This is a genomic window from Prochlorococcus marinus XMU1408 (assembly GCF_003208055.1).
Lineage (GTDB): Bacteria > Cyanobacteriota > Cyanobacteriia > PCC-6307 > Cyanobiaceae > Prochlorococcus_B > Prochlorococcus_B marinus_A.
Map to the genome: position 1 here is coordinate 35259 of NZ_QJUE01000006.1, position 22008 is coordinate 57266.

General features: G+C 35.8%; 21 protein-coding genes and 2 tRNA genes. 7 read left to right on the plus strand and 16 right to left on the minus strand.

All coding sequences use genetic code 11. The features are described 5' to 3' along the window. Entirely contained in the window at positions 1 to 1152 is a 1152-nt protein-coding gene (locus DNJ73_RS08690; RefSeq protein ID WP_158467319.1) for a cob(I)yrinic acid a,c-diamide adenosyltransferase, read from the minus strand. A 132-nt stretch (positions 1153 to 1284) separates the two neighbouring features. Between DNJ73_RS08690 and larE the strand changes: the two genes are divergently transcribed. Continuing rightward, positions 1285 to 2127, plus strand: a complete 843-nt coding sequence (larE, locus tag DNJ73_RS08695) for an ATP-dependent sacrificial sulfur transferase LarE (protein WP_158467320.1) — start codon at positions 1285 to 1287, stop codon at positions 2125 to 2127. A 47-nt stretch (positions 2128 to 2174) separates the two neighbouring features. On the opposite strand, the gene speD is transcribed toward larE, so the two are convergent. Next, on the minus strand, positions 2175 to 2642 hold the full coding sequence (gene speD, locus DNJ73_RS08700) for an adenosylmethionine decarboxylase (protein WP_158467321.1): 468 nt from the start codon (positions 2640 to 2642) through the stop codon (positions 2175 to 2177). Between the two features lie 42 nt (positions 2643 to 2684). Next, positions 2685 to 3785: a DNA replication/repair protein RecF gene (recF, locus tag DNJ73_RS08705; RefSeq protein WP_158467322.1), complete on the minus strand. Its 1101-nt coding sequence runs from the start codon at positions 3783 to 3785 to the stop codon at positions 2685 to 2687. A gap of 79 nt (positions 3786 to 3864) precedes the next feature. Here recF and DNJ73_RS08710 point away from each other — a divergent pair. After that, a tRNA-Arg gene (locus DNJ73_RS08710) sits at positions 3865 to 3938 on the plus strand. 16 nt (positions 3939 to 3954) lie between these two features. Here the strand turns inward: DNJ73_RS08710 and DNJ73_RS08715 are convergent. The 8 genes from DNJ73_RS08715 to DNJ73_RS08750 all read right to left on the minus strand — a co-directional run bounded on the left by DNJ73_RS08715 (position 3955) and on the right by DNJ73_RS08750 (position 14878). Then, positions 3955 to 4407, minus strand: a complete 453-nt coding sequence (locus tag DNJ73_RS08715; RefSeq protein WP_158467323.1) for an N-acetyltransferase — start codon at positions 4405 to 4407, stop codon at positions 3955 to 3957. A 1-nt stretch (position 4408) separates the two neighbouring features. Next, positions 4409 to 7393: a phosphoenolpyruvate carboxylase gene (gene ppc, locus DNJ73_RS08720; RefSeq protein WP_158467409.1), complete on the minus strand. Its 2985-nt coding sequence runs from the start codon at positions 7391 to 7393 to the stop codon at positions 4409 to 4411. A gap of 35 nt (positions 7394 to 7428) precedes the next feature. Next, complete coding sequence (gshA, locus tag DNJ73_RS08725; RefSeq protein ID WP_158467324.1) at positions 7429 to 8568, minus strand: glutamate--cysteine ligase; 1140 nt, start codon at positions 8566 to 8568, stop codon at positions 7429 to 7431. Further along, on the minus strand, positions 8565 to 10085 hold the full coding sequence (locus tag DNJ73_RS08730; protein ID WP_158467325.1) for an anthranilate synthase component I family protein: 1521 nt from the start codon (positions 10083 to 10085) through the stop codon (positions 8565 to 8567). The genes gshA and DNJ73_RS08730 overlap by 4 nt, the downstream gene beginning before the upstream one ends. 61 nt (positions 10086 to 10146) lie before the next feature. Beyond that, positions 10147 to 10572: a photosystem I reaction center subunit II gene (psaD, locus tag DNJ73_RS08735; protein ID WP_158467326.1), complete on the minus strand. Its 426-nt coding sequence runs from the start codon at positions 10570 to 10572 to the stop codon at positions 10147 to 10149. A 96-nt stretch (positions 10573 to 10668) separates the two neighbouring features. After that, a complete protein-coding gene (locus tag DNJ73_RS08740; protein WP_158467327.1) occupies positions 10669 to 12063 on the minus strand; it encodes a sensor histidine kinase in 1395 nt (464 codons plus the stop codon). A 448-nt stretch (positions 12064 to 12511) separates the two neighbouring features. Next, positions 12512 to 13783, minus strand: a complete 1272-nt coding sequence (gene rodA / locus DNJ73_RS08745; RefSeq protein ID WP_158467328.1) for a rod shape-determining protein RodA — start codon at positions 13781 to 13783, stop codon at positions 12512 to 12514. Positions 13784 to 13792: 9 nt separating this feature from the next. Next, on the minus strand, positions 13793 to 14878 hold the full coding sequence (locus tag DNJ73_RS08750; RefSeq protein ID WP_158467329.1) for an Mrp/NBP35 family ATP-binding protein: 1086 nt from the start codon (positions 14876 to 14878) through the stop codon (positions 13793 to 13795). A gap of 181 nt (positions 14879 to 15059) precedes the next feature. Here DNJ73_RS08750 and hemF point away from each other — a divergent pair, with 181 nt between their 5' ends. Next, positions 15060 to 16106 carry an oxygen-dependent coproporphyrinogen oxidase gene (gene hemF / locus DNJ73_RS08755; protein ID WP_158467330.1) on the plus strand — a complete coding sequence of 349 codons (1047 nt, stop codon included), beginning with the start codon at positions 15060 to 15062 and terminating at the stop codon, positions 16104 to 16106. A gap of 11 nt (positions 16107 to 16117) precedes the next feature. On the opposite strand, the gene DNJ73_RS08760 is transcribed toward hemF, so the two are convergent. Further along, the gene (locus tag DNJ73_RS08760; RefSeq protein WP_158467331.1) at positions 16118 to 16870 is read right to left on the minus strand and encodes an N-acetylmuramoyl-L-alanine amidase; all 753 of its coding nucleotides are present in this window, start codon (positions 16868 to 16870) and stop codon (positions 16118 to 16120) included. A 12-nt stretch (positions 16871 to 16882) separates the two neighbouring features. Next, positions 16883 to 17440 (minus strand): cofactor assembly of complex C subunit B, encoded by a 558-nt coding sequence (locus DNJ73_RS08765; protein ID WP_158467332.1) that lies wholly within the window; start codon positions 17438 to 17440, stop codon positions 16883 to 16885. A 186-nt stretch (positions 17441 to 17626) separates the two neighbouring features. Here DNJ73_RS08765 and DNJ73_RS08770 point away from each other — a divergent pair, with 186 nt between their 5' ends. Then, positions 17627 to 18271 (plus strand): ribonuclease D, encoded by a 645-nt coding sequence (locus DNJ73_RS08770; RefSeq protein ID WP_158467333.1) that lies wholly within the window; start codon positions 17627 to 17629, stop codon positions 18269 to 18271. A gap of 21 nt (positions 18272 to 18292) precedes the next feature. On the opposite strand, the gene DNJ73_RS08775 is transcribed toward DNJ73_RS08770, so the two are convergent. Together DNJ73_RS08775 and DNJ73_RS08780 are read right to left on the minus strand one after the other, a co-directional pair. Beyond that, on the minus strand, positions 18293 to 18562 hold the full coding sequence (locus tag DNJ73_RS08775; RefSeq protein WP_158467334.1) for a hypothetical protein: 270 nt from the start codon (positions 18560 to 18562) through the stop codon (positions 18293 to 18295). Between the two features lie 42 nt (positions 18563 to 18604). Continuing rightward, the gene (locus tag DNJ73_RS08780) at positions 18605 to 19840 is read right to left on the minus strand and encodes a lipid-A-disaccharide synthase-related protein (RefSeq protein WP_257473440.1); all 1236 of its coding nucleotides are present in this window, start codon (positions 19838 to 19840) and stop codon (positions 18605 to 18607) included. 57 nt (positions 19841 to 19897) lie between these two features. On the opposite strand from DNJ73_RS08780, the gene DNJ73_RS08785 reads away from it, so the two are divergent. Together DNJ73_RS08785 and DNJ73_RS08790 are read left to right on the plus strand one after the other, a co-directional pair. Next, positions 19898 to 19968 (plus strand) — tRNA-Cys (locus DNJ73_RS08785). A gap of 341 nt (positions 19969 to 20309) precedes the next feature. Further along, positions 20310 to 20741, plus strand: a complete 432-nt coding sequence (locus tag DNJ73_RS08790; RefSeq protein ID WP_158467335.1) for a hypothetical protein — start codon at positions 20310 to 20312, stop codon at positions 20739 to 20741. A gap of 65 nt (positions 20742 to 20806) precedes the next feature. On the opposite strand, the gene DNJ73_RS08795 is transcribed toward DNJ73_RS08790, so the two are convergent. Next, entirely contained in the window at positions 20807 to 20986 is a 180-nt protein-coding gene (locus tag DNJ73_RS08795) for a hypothetical protein (protein WP_158467336.1), read from the minus strand. A gap of 50 nt (positions 20987 to 21036) precedes the next feature. Between DNJ73_RS08795 and DNJ73_RS08800 the strand changes: the two genes are divergently transcribed. Further along, on the plus strand, positions 21037 to 22008 hold the full coding sequence (locus DNJ73_RS08800; RefSeq protein ID WP_158467337.1) for an aldo/keto reductase: 972 nt from the start codon (positions 21037 to 21039) through the stop codon (positions 22006 to 22008).

The window sequence follows — 22008 nt, forward strand, 5'->3', positions numbered from 1 at the left end:
CTAATAATCGACTCCTTTTTTTAAATCAACTCCTTTTTCTGCATAGTGCTTATGACACACCATCTCAGAATGAACGCTTGCTAAATCAAAATATACAGGATGATTTTTACACCTTCCAGTAATGATTACCTCAGTCTCTGACGGTTTGCGCAGTAATGTTTGAACAATCGGCTCAACTGGTAGCAGCTCCAAATCAACCGTTGGATTCAGCTCATCCAAAATCACAGTCTTATATAAACCGCTTGCAATCCCTGCCCTTGCAATTTCCCATGCCCTTTCAGCTTCTACATAATCAATAGGCTTTTGTTGCCCCCTCCAAACAATTGCATCTCTCCCAGATCGAAGATGATCTACTAAATGAGGATAACTCTCTCGAAGAGCTGCAATGGCCGCATCCTCCGTATAACCACTACCACCCTTAAGCCATTGCAAAATTAATACACGATGACTCTTGTCTTGACTGATCCCTCTACCTATAGCTTGTAAAGCTTTACCCAAAGCACTCGTTGATTTTCCTTTCCCTTCACCGGTATATATTTCAATCCCACCAATATTATTCTCAAATAAATTTTCATCGTGATTCATATCAGGGCGTCTATGAGCTTTCATCTCAGAATGCAGTTCTGCAACTTTAATGAGAGAATTTGGTGCAGCCCTCCCAGTGACGATAATTTCCATACCGTTAGGTCTTGAGGTCAAAGTTTTAACAACTTCCTCAATAGGTAACAATCCTAAATCTAGAACTGGATTCAATTCATCTAAGACAACTACCGAATACAAAGCACTCGCAATTGCCCCTTTTGCGATATCCCATCCTCTTTGAGCTTCTTGATAATCAAACTGTGTAGATTGATCAGCGTTAAAAAATTCACCTCTACCAGTTCTAACTTGATCAATTAGATGGGGGAAACCTTGCTGCAAAGCATCAATTGCTGCATCCTCGTCATATGCACGTCCAGGTCCTTTCAAAAATCTGAGAAGTAGTACTCTTGTTTGTCTTTTCTCACATATTCCTAAACCTATAGTTCTCAAAACCACTCCCAAAGCAGCCTGACTCTTTCCTTTTCCCTCTCCGTCATATACATGTAATTGTCCATGACTACGTTCCTGGCTTTCCGATGCTGTAGTAATTCCTATACCGTTTGATACCACGATCGATAATTCTGATTCTTATAAATGCAACTTAACTTCTTCTACATGAGGCGTCATAGAATATGCATAATACATACAAAATGAACGAGTGTAGAAGTTTCAATTTCATCAAATTAATGATCTTATAAAAAAGTGTTTTTTAGTCAACTTGAATCCTTAACCGACTTAGAACTCAAACAACTAAAGTTGTTAAGAGAGTTTATTAAAGATACAAATAATGTTTGTGTTGCTTATTCAGGAGGAGTCGATAGTTCTTTAATTGCGACCATATCACAAGAGCAACTAGGTTCCAAAGCCTTTGCTGTTACTGGTGTCTCACCCTCATTAGCTCCATATTTGCTTAGACAAGCTCGTCTTCAAGCCGCTTGGATTGGTATACGTCATGAAGAATGCCAAACGAATGAACTCAAGGAACCAAATTACTTTAAGAATCCTGAAAATAGATGCTATGCGTGCAAAAAAGAATTGCACAAACATTTAAATCAAATTTCACAAAGATCAAATAATGCTCAAGTACTGGATGGAGTTAATTATGACGACCTTCACGACTTTCGACCAGGAATTAATGCATCTACTCAGGCAGGAGTGAAATCGCCTCTAGCCGAACTCAAAATTGATAAAAAATCAATTCGTTCAATTTCTAAATCATTAGGTTTACCTTGGTGGGATAAACCTGCTCAACCTTGTTTAGCATCTCGCATTCCTTTTGGAGAAGAAATCAGTTCGAAAAGACTTGAGAAAATTGCGTTAGCAGAAGAATGGATTATTAATCAAGGGTTTTCAAAAGTACGTGTAAGAAGTCAAGGTCTAGCGGCAAGAATCGAATTGCCTGCAAATCAAATAGATGACTTTCTTAAAATTATTGAAAGGAATAAATTAATTAAATATTTTTTATCTTTAGGTTTTCATTCAATAAGCGTTGATCTTGAGGGTTTGATTAGTGGAAAGCTTACTAGAGATATAACGACAAGTTAGAAATAAACTGCAATAGCGAAATTATCATTGATATACTGATCATTTCATCAAGGTTGACGATGCAAGGTTTGAATCCCTAAAGGGATTTCTCTTGGGATATTTTTCAAAGAAAAGTGCTTAGCCATAAAATCTTCAGCTAGAAACTTGCAGGCCTTTTCAGGCATAGTATGGTCCCCACACGTGAACACATCAATTGCTGCATAAGCAATCTCAGGCCATGTATGTATTGAGATATGCGATTCAGCCAATAAAGCTAGTCCAGTAACACCCTGAGGTTTAAAACTATGTGTTACCAAATTCAAAAGTGTTGCTCCTGCAATTTTGGCTGATGAAGTAATGGTTGTCCTTACAAAAGCTTCATCATTAAGCTTCACAAGATCACATTGATAAAGTTCAAGTATGCAGTGTTTGCCAATATTCTCACTAGTAATAGTATGTAAAGCTTCCGTATCATTTAACTTGCACGACTCATGCCATCCAGGATTTGGATGCAATTCTGAAAAAAAAGGTTCCATATCTATTCAGAAAATCATTCCCACAATAACCGACAAATAGTTTCAACCAATGGAATCTAATTCAATTAATTGTGAGTTACGTACCCATTCACCTTCAAAAGATTCCACATGTGTTGCACTTATTAAGCATTGATGTTTTTGACCGACAGCATCTAAAAGCAATAATTGTCTTTTGGGGTCCAGCTCCGCCAATACATCATCTAAAAGTAAAATTGGAGATTGGCCATACAAAGTTTTAATTAATTCTAATTCTGCTAATTTCAAAGACAAAACAATTGTTCTCTGCTGACCAGCAGAACCAAAACGTCTAGCATCTACTCCATTTACTAAAAACTGAACATCATCACGATGAGGACCAACTCGACAATTACCCGTCATCTCTTCCTCAGTCCTCATCTCAAAAAGTTGACGTTCAATACTCTCCCTCCAAATCTTTTCACTTTCTTCGCCTTCAAGTTTACTACCTGGTAAATATGTAATATTCAGTTTTTCTTTACTATTACTTAAATGTTGTTGCCAGCATGCAGCAATTGGAAGTAGGCGATTTAAGATACGCCTACGTCTTCGATGAATTCTGGTACTCACTAAAGCCATTTGCATATCAAAAGAATCTAATAAAATATTTTTGTCATTATTCGATTCAATAGTAAAATTACGCCAAAGCTGGCTTCGTTGCCTAAGCAGCCTAGAGAACCTACTAATCAAGTCAGAGTAAATTGGCTCAAGTTGTTGAACAATTCTATCTAGCCAATTTCTTCTTAAAGATGGCTCTCCTCTTATTAAGTCAAGATCCAAAGCACTAAACCCTACACTTCTCATAGGTCCAATCAAATCAATTTGACGACTTAAAAGTTTGTCATTTTTGTAAGCTTTTCTACCACCTTTTCGATTTAACTCCAACGAAAGTTTTTGATCATCATCAATCAATGCAGTTAAGAAAGCCTTGTCTTCGTCCCAAAAAATCAAGTCCTGATTTCGGTTGGATCGATGAGAACGTAAACTAGACAATAACTCTACCGATTCAAGAAGATTAGATTTACCAACTCCATTTTGACCAATTACTATCAATCTATTTGCAGTTAACTCAAACTGAAAACGTCGATAATTACGAAAATTATTAAGTTCTAACTGATGAAGTTGAATGTTTCTTTATGGAATTTGTATGTAAGCTAATTTTAATAAGGTCTCAGTATTTGGCCTTTTTTTAATCACAACCCTTTTTGGGCATGTAGCTCAGTTGGATAGAGCATCAGATTCCGGTTCTGAGAGTCGGGGGTTCGAGTCCCTCCATGCTCGTGAGCATTATTTTATTTCACAGTCTAAATCCCATTGTTTTAATACCATTTGGATCCAACAAAAATCCATTTGCTTTTAATGCTTTAAGAGAAATCAATGGTGCAGCAACCGAAATGCTACACCCTGGTAATTCACGTCTAATAATTTCAATTGCCTTGAAAACTACGATAGAAATATATTTTTCTTGCTGATCTCCAGGTTCTGCCACTAAATCCCACAAATTGGCATTTAAACCTTTATCACTTGTCACACGAACAAAACCTACAAGGTCATCAGAAGTCTTGTGAATAAGAGTTAAATAAAAATCACTACTTTTCAAGGCTAATTCTAACTTTCTTGGTTGATGAGTATCTTGATTACATTTGGATAGAAGCCTATTGATTTTACGTACCGAACCAATTTCACTTCTAAGAAGAACAAAGCCCTCAGGAATTTGAGGACATTTATTTGCTGAATTTAATCCAAGCATGTCATCCTGTATTTCTCATACCTGCAGCAATGCCATTAATTGTCAACAATGCTCCACGTAATAATTCACTACGACTATATGTTCGAGAACTCTGAGTAGAGTCCATACTCAAATCTTCACTAATTGGAGGTTGACGATTCTGATCTCTTAATCGTTTCAGAAGAGCGACTTGTAAAAATCCTAGTGGAACAATTGTCCTATTGCGTAGATTTACAGACAATTGCAATGCAGGATCCGCACTTAATAATTTTGGCTTATCAGTAATTTCCAGAATTAATTTCTTAGTCAAACTATACTCACTAGATATAATCTCGAAAATACGAGCAAAAGCATCTCGATTATCATTGCCACCTAGACTAACCATATAGTGATGTGCAACATCTAAATCTACTTTTGAAAGTGTCATCTCTACTTTAGAAATCAACATCCTGAAAAATGGCCATCTTTGATTCAACATTCGAAGCATCTCCAATTGGTCGGGATCTTTATTCAGTTCAGTGGCGAAAGCTGTGCCAACACCGAACCAACTTGGCAAGAGGAAACGACTCTGAGTCCAACCAAAGACCCATGGGATAGCACGAAGACTTGATAAGTCTTTTGCGCCACTCTTCCTTCGAGCAGGACGACTAGAAATTTGCAACTTACTTATTTCCTCTATTGGAGTCACTACTTGAAAAAATTGAACTAATTCTGGATTATCATGTACTAGAGCACGATAATGCTCTCTTGAACGAGCTGCAAGTCTCGTCATCAATTCATTCCAACTTGGCGTAGCATCTAATTTATTAGTAACTAAGCTATTCTGGAGAACAGCTGTAGTTACAGTCTCAAGATTATAAAGAGCCAGTTCTGGAAGACTATATTTTGAAGCAAGAACCTCTCCTTGCTCAGTTATTTTTATTCGGCCTTGAAGGGTACCACTTGGTTGAGCCAAAATTGCTTGATAAGCAGGTCCTCCTCCCCTTCCTACTGACCCACCTCTACCATGGAAAATACGTAATGCTATTCCTTGTCTACTAGCAAGATCCTGAAGTGCTATTTGGGCCTTGTGAATTTCCCAATTACTGGAAAGAAAACCAGAATCCTTATTACTATCAGAATATCCAAGCATAAGTTCCTGAAGTGGTTGGATTCTTTCTCCTACTCGTGGCAATAAGTCACGATAAATATCTGACTGAAGCAGCGACTCCATTACAGAAGGAGCATGTTGTAAATCCTCCACAGTTTCAAATAATGGAACAACAAGAAAATCAGCAGCTCCTAAAGTTGGATCAATTAAACCTGACTCTTTTGCTAAAAGAAGAACTTCTAATAAATCCGAAGCTGTATGACTCATTGAAATTACATATGAGCGACATATACGAGTACCAAATTCTTTCTGAAGCCTATGAAGCATATGAAAAACTGAGATCGTTTCCTGAGTACTTTTTGACCACTCAAAAGCAGGGGGGATCAATGGTCGCCGAGTTTGCAATTCTTTCATTAACCATTCAACTCGACTTTTCTCGTCCATCACCCCATATGAAGTTGATAAATCTAAATACTTAGTGAGTTCATCCAAAGCATCACTATGTCTTGTACTCTCTTGCCTTATATCTAAGCTGGCCAAAGAGAAGCCAAAGATATGCACTTGATTCAATAAAGTATCTAGAGGTTCACAAGTCAGATCTGTACTAACTAAGCTATTTTTAATAAGTTCTAATTCATTCTTAAATTCATCTACAGACCTATAGTGGAGAAATTCATCAAAGCTATTATTTGTAGTTGTTAAAGGTTTACCTTCGGGTGAGAATTGCCATCCAGCATCTGCTAACTGTTTATTACGAAGTTGAGTAAGTCGTAATCGTTCTAATGTATAACTTAGTTTCAAACGGTAAGGTTCTAAACGATATCTAGCAGCCCTTTCCTCATAGATATCAGGAAAACGGACTCTGTCCATTTCTAATGATTCTAACAAAGGAGCACTTACTTGACTCCATTGCATAGATATACTCAATTGGTCTCTAAGCTCTTGCACGGATGCAATATATCTATCCAACATTAATTGTCTTTGATAGCAAGCTGTTCTCCATGTGATTTCTGGAGTTACAGATGGGTTCCCATCACGATCGGAACCTACCCAAGAACCAAATGTACAAAAAGCTTCATTAGGAATCTCAACATCTGGATAACTAGAGGCTAAAGCTGTAGTGAGTCTCCTTCTTAATTGAGGCATTGCGTCAAACAAAACCTGCTGAAAATAATGAAGTGCATAATCGACCTCATCAAGAACAGTTGGTTTAAATTGATGAAGCTCATCAGTTCTCCACCAAAGTCTTATCTCCTCCTCTAATTGCAATCTAAATATCTCCTTCTCAGAGTCAGAGATTAAGTTATTTGATTGCAGTTGTTGTAACAGAGTGGCTACTCTGCGTTGTTTGTGTCTAACAGTGTGTCTAACTATTTCAGTTGGATGAGCCGTAAAAACAAGGCGAATATCCATTTCCCTCATCAAAGCATCTAGCTGAGCAGGAGGGACATTGAGACAACGTAATCGCTCAAACAATTGTCTAAAAGTTGCTGGCGCTGTCTGATTAGCTAAAGCTGGAGCAAAAGGATCTATTTTATAAGTGTTTTGATCTTGCTTTCCTTTTTTCATACTGTCTAAATAACTATCTTCTTCTATTCGTTGCTCAAGAATATTTACCAATTGAAAATAAAGAGAGAAAGCCCTTGCAGCAGAAATAGCCTCAGCTAAGTCCATTTCCGTAATTAATTTAACTATTGCCTGCGAAGAATTATCTTGATTTGACTTGCTAGGGTCACTTAATTGCTTTAAACGCAATAATCGCTCAGTTTGCTCATGGGGACATTCACTTTTGAGAACTGTTTTCCAAAGGTCCTCGACTAGTTCAAGCCTTTGCTGCAATAAATATCCAGGGTCTTGATCCTCAACACACGCTGTCGAGTGATTAGAGATATTTTCGTTAGGAAGATTTTTCAACATAAACCTATTATGAGGCAGTTCTACCGACTTAGTCACTAAGTCGGTGATTTCATTTGAATGAAATTCGCTTCTTCTCGTTCCATATCATTAATACCTTTATGAAGCAAGGACTGAATTGATGCACCCTTCGAATAAGAATCAAGCCATATCATTGATTGATTTCCATTTGTTAAAACAGATTCGATAGGTTTAAGTAATTCAAAGATATCAAGCTCCTTCGCCAAAGGAGTAACATCTAACAGAATTTCCTTTATCCAATCTATACACTTTATTTGTTTTCCATCTCTCCAATGAGATAAATCTGCATCAAGACTAAATTTAGCTGCATTCAAATCATTTTCATCTGATAAAAAAGCCAATTCTGTTGACGATTTTGAGCTTGCTTCGATTGGATCATACTTTTTTAAGTTGTTTTTAAGATTAATAATTCTCAGTTCCAATAATGCAGTAATTGCCAAAAGCAAGTCAACATTGCATACCAAATCACATATCCTCAGTTCTAATCTATTTAAAAGATGAGGCCTCTCTGGCCCATTTGGTCTGACTGATGTCCATAAATGTCTTTCATTAAGCATTTTGCCCTGACTTAGTTGCTCTTCAATCCAGGTCACATAATGTGCATGATCCAAAAACATAGGAACATTTGATGGTGTCTTCGGGAATTGCACCCATCTTTGAGAATGCACCCCTGTTGCCTTCCCTTCCAAGAAAGGAGAACTAGCACTTAATGCAAGAAATAAGGATGCTTCACATCTAACCAAACGAAGGGCTGAAAAAAGTAAGGACAAATTTTCAATACCTAAATTGATATGAATACTTGCTGTTACAACCTTTGTTCCATAATTTTTTTCTATAAATGAGTGATATAAATTTTTTGAATCTGACCTTTCAAAAATTTTTGTATTTCCAAGACTCAATGTACTTCCTGGAAGAATAGTCAATTTTTTTAAATCAAGCCATTTTCTAAGTTTTTGTCTGGGTAGTAAAAGCGCATGTTTTAAAACTGCATATCTTTTATCTGGAACTGTTATGTACTCAATATTTCTTTGATCAGGCTCTTTTACAAAATCTAAAAGATCTTTAGTAACAGATGACGCAACCCCTACATTTGTACCAGCAAATGTACCTGTAAAAAGCTCCACTTCAAAGCCCTTTAAAAGCATAAGATCGGTCATAAGTCAGGACCTACTAAGCAAGCTAAAGCAGTAAACATTCCTCTCGCCTTATTTAAAGTTTCTTGATACTCATTAGAAGGAATGGAATCCGCAACAACTCCAGCCCCAGCCTGAACTTGTACAGTAAAATCATGTTTATTTTTCTTACGTACAACCATTGTTCTGATAGTAATAGCTGTATTCAATGCTCCATTTAGATCAATAGACCCATAAACGCCAGAATAAGGGCCTCGTCGTTGTTTTTCTAGTTGATTAATTAATTGCATTGCTCTTATCTTTGGAGCACCACTAACAGTCCCAGCAGGGAAAGAAGCAATCAACAAATCCCAAACATCCTTTCCTTTTTCTAGATAGCCTTCCACCTCACTAACTATGTGCATTACATGCGAATATTTTTCTATGACCATTAATTCTTTTACAAAAACACTACCTGGAAAGCAAACTCGACCTAAATCATTTCGACCAAGATCTACTAACATGACATGTTCAGCTCTTTCTTTAGGATCTTTTAAAAGATCTTTCTCTAGCATTGCATCTTCTAACTCATTTTTACCTCTTGGACGAGTGCCTGCTATTGGTCTCAAACTAGCTTGAATGCCTTTTTCTGTTTGTTGGGCTTTAACCATCACTTCCGGACTTGAGCCGATCAGTTGCCAATCTCCAAAATCAAAAAATGCCATAAATGGTGAAGGATTAACCATCCTCAAGCTTCTATATAATTCAAATGGCTTTTGCGAAACAGTCGACTCCAATTTTTGACTAAGGACTAATTGAAAAACATCACCTTTTTTAATAAATTCTTTTGCTAATCTAACACTATTTTCAAATTCACTTTTTGTAGTATTGAAAGTCATATCAATTGATCTATTACCTTTTTCATTCCACTTTAAAGACTTAATAGGCTTTAAAGGCTCTGCCATTAAATCTTGAAGTTCGTTGATTTGTTTACAGGCAGTTTCATAAGCCTTTTCAACAGAAATACCCTGACTTAAATTTCCATATGCAACAGCTGTGATTAGACGTTTGACTTGATCAAAAATAAGAATTTTATCCATAAACATCCAAATCCCATCTGGCAACTCTTGATCAGTTAATTCATAAGTAGGAACTGAAGGCTCAATCCATTGAATTAGTTCATACCCCCACATTCCAAAGAGTTGTCCTAATTGCGGTAAGCCTGACAAAGAAACAGATTTATAGGGCGCAAGCATTTTTCTTAGAGTTTCAATCGGACTTCCATGGAACTTTTCTTCTTTCCCATCTCTCCATAATCTTGTCAATTCATTACCCCTAACTATCACCTTCCAAAGAGGATCTGATGCAACTACACTCCACCTCCCTATGTTTTCTCCACCTTCCACTGATTCAAGTAAAACCCCTGGTGCGTTATGGTTCCCAACCTTAAGCCAAGTCGATAGGGGTGTTTCTAGATCCGCTGGCCAACTTTTTGCCAGTGGAATATAGTTTGCCCCGCTGGAGGCTGATAGAAGAAATTGTTTCTTATCTGAACTATGCATGACTGCATAATGGCAGCCCAATATATGGATTTAAAGGGAGCAAAAGTTTAAATTCGATTACTTATGCATCGTAAGTATTTTTTCCGCTAAATTTCAAGCTTGCTGGATTAGGATTTTCGCCAATTCGCCTATTGTTATAACCTTCTTTCAGACGACCTTCATTTGGCTTCTCAGAGAAAACGCCATCTTTCGGGAAAAGTAATTCTCTATCTCCTCCAGGATAAATTCTATATATTTGACAAGTTTCTATTCTTGGCTTAAATCCTCTCAATTGAGTATTCAAAGCAAAACACTGTTCTTTTCGAGCAAAGTACATAAGATTTTCACCCGCATGCATTACGGCAGCGCCACCAGTTGGAAGTTCAAAGACCTCAGAAGACTTACTTGTCCAAGTAATTGCATATTTTTCCTCGGTTTCAGCCGAGTTTAATAATCCCCCAGTGCTACCAATATGCTTCGGAAGTGATCCAGGTAATACTTCGGTCATTTTTTCAATTAAATCTGCTTTTTCTTTATATTTTTAAATTAGCACTTTATTTTGTGCCTTTTGACTCATTTCAAGTCAACTTCACACGCGTCAACATTAATCAACAGAATCAAATTCTTTTAATTCGGAAATAGGAAAAAATATTGTTATTCCACTATCTCTCCTATTAGTAAGACGACCACCAAGACTTTTTAACAGCCTTTGAGTAGCAGCCTGACTAAGCTGTAAATTTCCCGTTGCTGGATTCCAGCTAAGAACTGGACCAATTTCCTCATTTGAAACGTTTTCAGGCGCTTCTGAAGTATGGGTTGTAGAAAGCTGCGTTAAGATTTGAAGCTTTAGTCTTTGCCCAGCTGGTCTCAATTTCAAAGTTAATTCCCCACCAGTTTGTAATCCTCGAGTATTGCGGTCAATAAGACCAGTCAACATCAATTCAAGACCTTCAGAATCACTCAAAACTTTTGGCAAATCTGAAGTGATGTCAAGAATAAGTTTTAACCCTTTTCGCTCTAGCTGATTACTCCAAACGGGAGAAAGCATTGTGATCATTTTACCTAAATCAGTTAGAGCTAAATTAGTTTGTTCTGGCTTGCTTCTCTCCAACTCAACTGCATTAAAAATCAAACCAAATCGATCAATTTGTTCTGTACATTCAATATCTATTTGCTTCAAACGATTTGCAACAACTTTAGGTAAATCTTGCTTTCTCATAAGAGATCTTATCAAAGTTCTGATTGTCGCCAAAGGAGTTCTAATTTCATGTGTCAAAGCTTCAAGCAAGGTGATTTCATTACTTTTTGAACTTGATTTATCATCATCATTAATTATGTTGTCTGGCAAAGTCTGGATATTTAAACTTGGTGCAATATCTGCCAAACGTTGAGATAATAAAGGCCAAAAGACTTTGGATAGATCATCATTTGTTTTTAACTGACCCATCTCTTCAAGAGCGTTTCTAAGATTATTAGCCTGTTCAATATTTTCTGTATTCAATCTATTATCAAGCAATGTTAAAAGATCACTCAAAGTTTCAGGATCACTGCGCATCAATAATTTGCGCTCATGACATTCACCTTCTAAAGCAAGTGCAATCTGAATTTCAGGAGTAATAACTATTAGCAAAGGATCATTCCCATCTTCCTCAAGAAGAGTCAATCGCTCATAGTTTGAGGAATCACTATGAATATCCATCGAAACTGATTGACTGGGAGGCAATATCCCCACAGAAGGATTTGCAAGATTAAACAAATCCTTTGGTGCCCAAACCCATCCTTGAAATTTCTTCAATAATTTTGGTTCATAAAGAGCCGGTAATGGAGAAGACAGCCACAAACCTCTAGTCAGATTCATAGGCATCAAAATATCTGACTGCAGAGTATCCAACGCTGCCCACCACATTCTTCGCACTGCAGATTCACTGCATGAAGTGTTAAGGACGCCTTGAGCCATCCTTTTTTGTAAATCTTGAATTGTTACTAGAGACGAGCTCACACAAACCTCCTGACTTTATACAATCCTTTAAATCCGTTTGATTGAATAGATTTTGAAGGATGAAAAAGCATAGAAAGCAGAGTTGAATTTTCTGGAAGAATTTTTATCTGACTATTTTGCTTAAATTGAATTGAGATCCTCTCAATCAATCTGTGCAAAGAAGCAAATGAAAGACTTATTGAACAAAATAGGATAATGGGACCTAACTGGTCTATATATCCAATAGTTAAAAAGGTAATTAAACCTTCTAAAGCAAATACTTTTACATAACAAGATAACTAATTTAGTGAAAATATTGGTTTATTCAGATAGTGAGGATTTCTTTCCTTTACATGAAGGATAAAACTAATCACTCATTCTTCCCGATAATAAATCCAATCAAAACTGAAACCTCTATTCCTAATCATTTAAAATTTTTTTTAAGCTACACATCAATTAAAGCTTTTGATCAGAGATTTTTTCTTATAGATTGACCTCTTCTAGAGACAGATAAACAAAAACCTAAACTTATAAAATTAACTAATAAAGCAGTCCTTCCATAGCTCATAAAAGGTAATGGAATTCCTGTGACAGGACCAAGACCAATTGTCATAAATATATTCACCATAATCTGAAAAATAAACATTGAAGCTATTCCAATCACAATTAAAGACTCAAAGTTTGTTCGAGCTTCAATAGATATTCTTATTAATCGAAAAATTAAAATAAAGAATAAAAATATAACCAACAAAGAACCTAAAAAACCAGTTTCTTCTCCAAGAGCACTAAAAATAAAATCAGTATGTTGCTCTGGTATAAATTTTAGTTTTGTCAATTGTCCTTGCATTAGACCTGAGCCAATCAAGCCTCCTGATCCAATACCAATTTTGCTTTGGAGCATATGGTAACCACCACCTAATGGATCTTGAGTGGGATCAACAAAAATAATTAATCTATCTCTTTGATAATCCTTCAATACATTTAACCAAAACCAAGGAGTAATTTTTGCTATACAAGAATGAAATAAGATTACAAGTAATGTTAATAATTTTTTTTTGGGTAGAGATTTATACGCTAAAAAACCAATTATTGGTATCCAAATAATCAGACCTATTTTGTACAAGCATGCAAGTAAACCTGTCACCAAAGTAGCCAAAATAATAAATGCCCATTCATATGGCATTCCTGACCAATACAACATTCCAAGTAGTATTGCTCCAAAAACAAGAGATGTTCCAAGATCAGGCTGTAAAAAAACCAAAATCCAAGGTAAAAAAGAAACTAATAAAGGTTTCGTTAAATGAGATAAATCAGCAAACCGCCGTCGATCTAAAATCGAAGCTAAGACCAGTATTAAAGTTATTTTTGCAACCTCCGATGGTTGAATATTGAAACCAGCAAAACTGAGCCATCTCTGAGCACCAAGGGCAGAAGTACCACTAAAATTTACATATAGAAGTATTAAAAGAGTAATTAAGTATATTGGGAAAATATATTTTCTTAAACCTTCCAAAGGAAATTGAGCAATAAAATAAATAATTAAAAAACCAATATAAGCCATAATTGCATGTTGATACCAATCTGTAATTCCAATAACTCTTTGAGTACTCGCAATTAAAAAACATGATAAATGTACTAAAATAATAGGTACAATCCAAATTATATAATCTACATTCTTCCAAAATTTTTTATTCCTAATTAGATTCAACCCAGATATTTTTTTACGGCCAAAGTCAATCATAATTGTAAGTTAGTATTTAACAGATAGTGAATTACTAACCGTTCTAGCAAGTTCTAAAAATACCTTTGCTGTTATTGAATCTCGAGACGTATGAACGACTGGAAGATCATTGCCTGTACCCGAATAGATGTCTGTTTCTATTGGTATCTGAGCAAGTAATGGGACATTGTTTTCTTTAGATAATTGTTTACCTCCACCTGAACCAAAAATCTCATAAGATTTTTGAGGCTGATCTGGAGGAATGAAATAAGTCATATTTTCAATAACCCCAAGGATAGGAATATTCATTTGTTTAAACATTGCCAACCCCCTTCTTGAGTCTTGAAGGGATACATTTTGTGGAGTTGTCACTATGATCACACCTGCCATAGGCACTGCCTGAGCCAATGAAAGTTGAGCATCTCCAGTTCCAGGAGGAAGGTCTACTATCAAAAAATCACGTTCTCCCCAAGAAGCTTGATATAAAAATTGCCTAATAATTCCATTCAGCATTGGTCCACGCCAAATAACTGGCTGATCTTGATCAATTAATAATCCCATTGAAACCATGCCGATTCCGCAGGTTTCAATGGGAATAATCTTTTGATCAGAACCAGAACCACTAACTTCAGGTGTTATTTCACTCACACCAAGCATATAGGGGGTATTTGGACCATAGATATCCGCATCAAGCAAGCCAACCTTGAACCCATTTTGACTTAGTGCACACGCTAAATTCACCGCAATCGTACTTTTTCCTACGCCGCCTTTACCACTGCTTATGGCAAGCACATTTTTTACATTTGGTACAGGGCTTAGTCCCTGAGATTGACCACCGTGACCAGCTTTACCAATTGGAGACTGATCAGATGAAGATGAATTACCTATCTCAATTTGAACTTCTTCAAAATCCTCCAAAGACTTTATACTTTCCCTAATATCGCCAGCAATGCGATCTCTCTGAGCTTGAGCAAAATCTGGAAGAGTCAATCTTACAACTATTTTTGGTGGAGTTACTGAAACTATTTTCAGCCATCCAAGCTCACTAATAGATCGCTTACTTCCTACATCTTTGACTGAATCAAAAGCCTTTAAAACCTTGTCGATGGTTTTCATTCTTAATTTCTAATACACTTGATAATAGTGAAAAAATCAACGCAATTTCCACTTCCTAACCCAATGATAGGCCCTTTGGTAATAAATAAAAAACTATTCGCAATACAAACTTTTCCAATATTGGTGTGAAATTTGCATCATTTGAAAGTATTTTTCTAAAGAAAGAAAAATAAAATTAATTTTGTCCTCCTCACAAAATCTTGCCAATTTACCGGCAAAAAATTCAAGAGAAAGAGCTAAAAAGCTTGTCTTAGGGCTACAAGATGAAATTTGTGCTGGCCTTGAAACTATTGATGGAGAAGGGAAATTCTTAGAAGAATCTTGGGAGAGACCTGAGGGTGGCGGAGGGCGCTCCAGGGTCTTAAAAGATGGAAAAATCTTTGAACAAGGAGGCGTGAATTTTTCTGAAGTACATGGCAATGAACTACCACCTTCAATTATCAGCCAAAGGCCTGAAGCAAAAGGTCACTCTTGGTTTGCAACAGGAACCTCAATGGTTCTGCACCCCAAAAGTCCCTACATACCAACTGTGCATCTTAATTACAGATATTTTGAAGCTGGTCCTGTTTGGTGGTTTGGTGGAGGTGCGGATCTAACCCCTTTCTATCCATACCTTTCTGATACACGTCACTTTCACTCATGTCATAAAGCTGCATGTGACACCATTAACACTGATCTTCATAAGGTTTTTAAACCTTGGTGTGACGAATATTTCTTCTTAAAACATCGAAATGAAACAAGAGGAGTTGGAGGTATTTTTTATGACTATCAAGATGGATCAGGTTTACTATATAAAGGACAAAATGCCAATGGGAAAGCCTCTCACATATCAAAAGAGCTAGGGAACTATTCTTTAAATTGGGAAAATCTTTTTTCACTTGCCAAAGCATGCGGGCAGGCATTTCTGCCCTCCTATGAGCCAATAATAAAAAAGCGAAAAAATCAGATATTTTCAACAAAAGAAAGAGACTTTCAACTTTATAGGCGAGGTAGATATGCTGAATTCAATTTGGTATGGGATAGAGGCACCATTTTTGGCTTGCAAACTAATGGAAGAACTGAGTCAATATTGATGTCTTTACCACCCTTAGCAAGATGGGAGTATGGATATAAGCCAGAAGAAAATTCACGTGAGGCTCTTTTAACAGATTTATTTACTAAGCCTCAAGATTGGTTTACAGATAAATCTCTGGAAGAGAGGTGTTCAACTCATAAAGCATTGGATTAGATACTGCACTTCTAGATTATTCCATCTAAAAAAGCCTGAACTATTTCATTTGCAAGAAGCTTGATTGTTTTTTGCCTTGTTTTTAAATTTCTGAGATTTTTTTCTAGCAAACCCTCTAATTTCCCAATTTCAAGAATCCTTATTTGCCTTCTTGGAGCACCTAAACCTCCTCTAAATAGAACAGGAAACCTTCCAAATGTTCTTGCGATTGACTCATCTATTTTATTTGGCTTCTCAGAGAAAGGAGGGATCAAGCCTGAACCAACTCCATACTTACCATATGCATCAAAATGAATCTCAATCGCGTACCCACCACGCTTGGCGAATCTCCTACCTACTGACCAATTCGTTCTTGGATCATTAGCATCATCTATATTTCGTATCCCTGGGTCATAAGAACTGATATTTAAACCTTTCTTTTTACCAAGTTTAACAATTGATTCTTGTAATTTTAAATTCCAAAAAAGTTCATCGCTAATTTCAGGATCCATTGGATTCAAACCAAACTTATCAACAGCTTCGCCAGGGGTCCCAGCTCCAGCCAATCCCTGAGAATCTGCATGACCAGCTAATATTAAAATAGGGATATTTTTATCCACATCTATACTTCCAACCCAGGCTGCAGGAAGATTGGAACTTTCACCAATAATCAGTTCAAAATCTTCAGTAAGATTAAAATTCCTATTGTAATAATCTTGAGAGAAAACATAAAAAGTAATTAAGAATACTATTAATTTTAAACTATTTAATAATTTATTTCTCACCGCTAATAATAATTAAATAGGTGAAGAAAGTAGAGAATTTTCACTACTAAGCTCGAGAGTTTCAGATAATTCCGACTGAATTGCTATCAGCTCATCACGATGAGCTTTGATTCGTAAAATACTGATCTCTGATAAATCTGAACTTAATAACTTAACTTCTAATGATTCCTCTCTTTTGGATTTAACACGATAAATGAATCCAGCTAGAGGTGCACCAATTGCAGCCAGTAATAATGGCCACCAACTCAAAAATGGATAAAGCTGAATCAGAACAAGGCCCAAACAGGCTGAGCCAACTCCACCTAGGCAAGATAAAAAGATCACCAAAAAAGTACTAGAAGCAACATTGCCATTAAAGATCAACAATTTCTCTTCAACATTGCCTCCATTTCTTTTCCAACCACGTTCTTCTAACCAAAAACTAATGCCTTTCAAAACTTCCAAAGGAGGCAAAGGAGACTGAACATCTACTACTGTTGTACGGTCCTTACTAGCAGCTCGCAGAAAAAACCCTAAGCCTATCGCTAATAGGATAGTCAAAAATAAAGTTGAGGAGAATGCAGATTGCATCTCAAAAATACGACCTTTTTTATTTTAATTGTTCTGGAAAACATAGCTACAAAAGTGAGCTAAAAAAATTAAAAGATATTTGAAAAGATAAAATCGTTTAATTTACTGAATATTTCCAATCATTTGAGGTATTAGAATTAGATCATAAAGAAATTACTGATCAATTAAATTCCCATTAAATTCGTTATGCCAAAAAAACTTGATGAGCCCTCTACTTTCAAGATCTTTGATAAAGACATAGATAATGAAACGGAAATTGCTTTAAGCTCATCTTTAGCTTTAGCAGTTGATACCGAAGCCATGGGATTAATTCATGGTAGAGACAGGCTATGTTTAATACAAATATGTGATGAATTTGATAATGTTATTTGTATTCGTATAGAACGAAATCAAAATTCAGCACCACACTTAAAATCTATTCTTGAAAAAAAAACAATTGAAAAAGTCTTTCATTTTGCAAGATTTGATGTGGCTGCCTTAGCAAGTAATTTAAATATTTACGTTAATCCAATTTTTTGTACAAAAATAGCAAGTAAAATAGGTAGAACTTACAGTCCAAGGCATGGATTGAAAGAAGTAGTTATGGAAACTGTTGGAGTGGAATTAGATAAACAAGCTCAAAGCAGTGACTGGGGAAAAGTTGGTGATTTAACTCAAAAACAACTTATCTATGCGGCTAATGATGTTAGATTTTTACTAGGAGCAAAACACAAACTTGAAGAGATGTTGAAACGTGAAGAAAGATGGGAATTAGCCAAAAAATGTTTCCAATGCGTACCAGTTTTGTCCGAGCTTGATAGAAAAAGATTTATAAATATTTTTGATCATTAATTTTTTCAATCTACAGATCTCTTAATCCTCAAGCATAAAATTCTCCTCTTCTTTTAGAGCCTTTAATAATTGATCAAATGATGCCGAGGCGGATTCACTCTGGTTTTTATCCTCATTTAAAGTTTGCTCAAGGATCTTTTGAGCAATTTCTTTTCTAGATTGCAAATCTTTTTTCCCTTCTTTAGCTGCCTCGACCTCTACTTTTCGTCGAGCGGCTGAAATACTAATACTTAAAGAAGATGCTATCTGAGCACAAATTTTAAGATAATGATGATCTTCAATTAGTGGCATAGGCAGAAGATTGAATCGAAAATCTTCATAAAAAATCTTCTCCTAGATTACACCGCACTCTAAACCCTTGGACAAGTGAGTAGAAATAATAAGGGCTATAGCATGACTTCCACCCTCGGGACCCATTCTTTTTGATCCTCTTAAGCCAATAATCTCTCTATCAAAATCAGAATTTAGTAAAAACCCCACTTGTTTGGCGAGAGTTTCATCCCTCTTCGCAATAGTTACAGCACCTCCTAATAAACGACTTTGGCGCTTAGCAAAATTGAAATTAAATTGATGTCCCTTACCCGGCAAGGACACGCATGGGATACCTAAACCTACTAATTGTTCTGTGGCTGTTCCTGCATTAGCTACTCCTACTTCTCCCCACTTAGCCCAACAAGAAAACTTATTAAAACCTATCAATATGAGTAATGAGTTTTTTTTCCATGTTTCCGAAATTCCATTTTCATCTGATGATTGATAAGTAGGTTTAAAACCTAAGTCAATCAAAATCAATTCTATTTTTTCTCTCATTGAAGAAGAACTTAAAGGCACAAATACTGCAATTAAGGATGAAATTTGAATAAGCTGAATTGCAATTAGAAGTCTTTTAAAATTCTGATACGCCTCAGGCAAACGACTTCCACATAACAAAATCAAACGTCTATATTTTTTAAAATCATCAGGACATTCTCTCTTAGAAATCCCATCCATCATTGGATTTCCCGGCGATAATGCCTTTACTCCATGATTTCTCAAACCTCTAGCGGTAATTTTATCTCTGACTACAACCATCCTGCATCGACTAGATCGCATCAACCAATATTCCCAAGGATCCCACTCAGTTCCTTTCAATCGATGGTAAAAATCACTCAAAGATGATCTAGGCCCACTCGCCCATGTGTAATCACTTTTAGGAGTACCAACAAACAAATAATTTGCCCCACTAGCCCATGCGAACAAAAGAGGTAATAAATCTCCAACTGCAACGACAATTCTTCCTTCTTTAGCTGATCTATGAATCAAAGTCCATTGTCTCCAGAGACTTCCTAATAATCCAGCTTTTAAATCTAAAACCAAGCCACTAAAACTCTGATTACTAAATCCCCCGCTTGGTAAAATTGTTGAGGGGCCAATTTTGGTAAGCCAGCCATCTTTTACAAGCTTTGAGAATGCGTCACCATCTCCAACCATCGGGAGAACCGCAGGGGAGATATCTGGATTAATTTCATGGAGAGCTTCTATAACCTTGCAAGCAATCGTGTCTTCTCCATGACCATTACAAAGAAACAAAAGATTTTGTTCGGTTTGACTGATACGATTTGAATTGGAAATGAAGATTGCATTTTCGGCGGCATGGCCAAGTGGTAAGGCAGAGGATTGCAAATCCTTTATCCCCAGTTCGAATCTGGGTGCCGCCTTAATTATTATTCGTTTAATTTTTCTAAGGAAGCCTTCCAGCTCAATGCTCCATGTGTAGCGAGTAGCAAGTTTCAAGAAGGTTCAGAAATTAATAAATTGATTTTGGTACTAGATCTAAATTTTGATCATATATCCATTCTTACAGTTAGCCTCAAAAAGAACCACTAGCGAAAAGCTTACAGGTAATCAGCATAACAATTAATTACATCTTATTTTGACTACTTGATAGAATATTTTTTGCTCATGTTATGAAGGTTTTTTTTCATTACAATTAAATAGAAGAATTCACATGAAAACATTATTCATGAATTAATATTAATCATATTAAACAATAAGAACAGTGTCTGATCAAATTGAATTCAGTTCTTTTTATAAATTATTAAATTCAATAAAGGAAGGTAAATTAGATCAAATATCGTTACTTGATGAAAAGATCAATGAATTCAAAAATGGTAATAACACGAAAAGTTTTCTTGATGAGTTAGGATCTCTTTATCTTTCTATAGGTATAACAGAGTTATATAATTTCACGAATACAAAAAATCTACAGGAAATAGGACTAATCGATAAAGAAGGATGGGAAACTTTATCTTCTTCGAATCAACAAGAATTACCTGTATACTTAGCAAATAAAATGATTGAGTACGTTAAAGAGAATAAAAAAGTAAAGGAAATGTCTAAAAAGTGGAATGTTAGAGAAGGTGAAATAAGAAAACATATAACTAAAATGGCAAGATATATAACTGAAGGGATTATTGATGTAATTGAATAATAAAAAAGAAAGATTAATACTTTAAATTAGGAATATTTTTGATAATCTTATGTATAAATTATAAGTTAATAGTCATTATCTGCGACACAAATACCTAGACATCTTATCCCGTTACTAGAGGTTCTTCCACAATGATTGCATAGGACTTTTTCTTGTTGATCTTTACTTTCATTATCATTGTGATTTTCTTCATTGCTATGTTTTTTTTCTAAAGAAGATTCTTGAAAGCTATTTAATTTATTCATGTAAGATAATGATATTAATTTTCTTTATTAGAAATAACTTTAATGTAGTCATGACTAAGAAAAAAATGGGAATTGGTTTTGGAACTTGGGCTTGGGGAAATAAGCTTGTTTGGGGCTACAAAGCTGAAACAGATGATATTTTACTTAAAAAAACTTTTTTTGATGCAATAGATGGAGGATTAGATCTTGTTGACAGTGCAGATTCATATGGGACTGGAAATTTATTTGGACAAAGTGAAAAACTTATCGGCGATTTCCTAGAAGAATTACCCAAAAGAAAGCTCAAAAAAATTACCATCGCTACAAAGCTTGCCCCCTTTCCATGGAGAATAGGTCGCAATGGTCTAAATAAAGCTTTTCAAGAAAGTAATCAGCGTCTGAAAGGGAATATGAAAAGAGTGCAGCTTCATTGGAGTACTTATCGCTATGCACCTTGGCAAGAAGAGCAATTACTTAATGGCCTAGGAGATTTATATGAAGAAGGTTTAATTAAAGAAATTGGGCTCTCTAATACTGGTCCAAGAAGACTCAGTTTTTTATTCAAAAAACTGAAAAAAAGAGGAATTAAAATTAATAGTATCCAAATGCAACTTTCGTTATTAACAAAACCATCTTTAGACGATGAAAATATCAAAAATATATGTGATGAAAATGAAATTGAATATTTAGCTTATAGTCCATTAGGGCTGGGAATCCTAACAATTCCACCTAATCAATCACCCAAACCGAACACATTCTTACGACAAAAATTATTCGAAAGAATACTGCCAAAAACTATAGAATTGAGAACATTGATGTCGAATATTGGAAAAAGATATTCAGCATCCCAGGCACAAGTTGCATTGAATTGGGTAAGATCTCACGGAGCTAAGCCAATAGTCGGGATTCGAAATCCGTTTCAAGCTAAAGATGCAGTATCTGCATTTAATTGGTCTTTAACTAAAAGTGAAAAAGAAAGTCTGGATTTTTACAGGAATAAATGTCTAGCAAATATGCCTCAAAATCCTTTCATTAGTCCCTAA

Excerpts from the sequence above, each read along its gene's own strand:
- speD (WP_158467321.1), bottom strand. The coding sequence starts at position 2,642 with ATGGAACCTTTTTTTTCAGAATTGCATCCAAATCCTGGATGGCATGAG.
- DNJ73_RS08715 (WP_158467323.1), bottom strand. The coding sequence starts at position 4,407 with ATGCTTGGATTAAATTCAGCAAATAAATGTCCTCAAATTCCTGAGGGC.
- ppc (WP_158467409.1), bottom strand. The coding sequence starts at position 7,393 with ATGTTGAAAAATCTTCCTAACGAAAATATCTCTAATCACTCGACAGCG.
- gshA (WP_158467324.1), bottom strand. The coding sequence starts at position 8,568 with ATGACCGATCTTATGCTTTTAAAGGGCTTTGAAGTGGAGCTTTTTACA.
- DNJ73_RS08730 (WP_158467325.1), bottom strand. The coding sequence starts at position 10,085 with ATGCATAGTTCAGATAAGAAACAATTTCTTCTATCAGCCTCCAGCGGG.
- psaD (WP_158467326.1), bottom strand. The coding sequence starts at position 10,572 with ATGACCGAAGTATTACCTGGATCACTTCCGAAGCATATTGGTAGCACT.
- rodA (WP_158467328.1), bottom strand. The coding sequence starts at position 13,783 with ATGATTGACTTTGGCCGTAAAAAAATATCTGGGTTGAATCTAATTAGG.
- DNJ73_RS08750 (WP_158467329.1), bottom strand. The coding sequence starts at position 14,878 with ATGAAAACCATCGACAAGGTTTTAAAGGCTTTTGATTCAGTCAAAGAT.
- DNJ73_RS08765 (WP_158467332.1), bottom strand. The coding sequence starts at position 17,440 with ATGCAATCTGCATTCTCCTCAACTTTATTTTTGACTATCCTATTAGCG.
- DNJ73_RS08770 (WP_158467333.1), top strand. The coding sequence starts at position 17,627 with ATGCCAAAAAAACTTGATGAGCCCTCTACTTTCAAGATCTTTGATAAA.
- DNJ73_RS08775 (WP_158467334.1), bottom strand. The coding sequence starts at position 18,562 with ATGCCACTAATTGAAGATCATCATTATCTTAAAATTTGTGCTCAGATA.
- DNJ73_RS08795 (WP_158467336.1), bottom strand. The coding sequence starts at position 20,986 with ATGAATAAATTAAATAGCTTTCAAGAATCTTCTTTAGAAAAAAAACAT.
- DNJ73_RS08800 (WP_158467337.1), top strand. The coding sequence starts at position 21,037 with ATGACTAAGAAAAAAATGGGAATTGGTTTTGGAACTTGGGCTTGGGGA.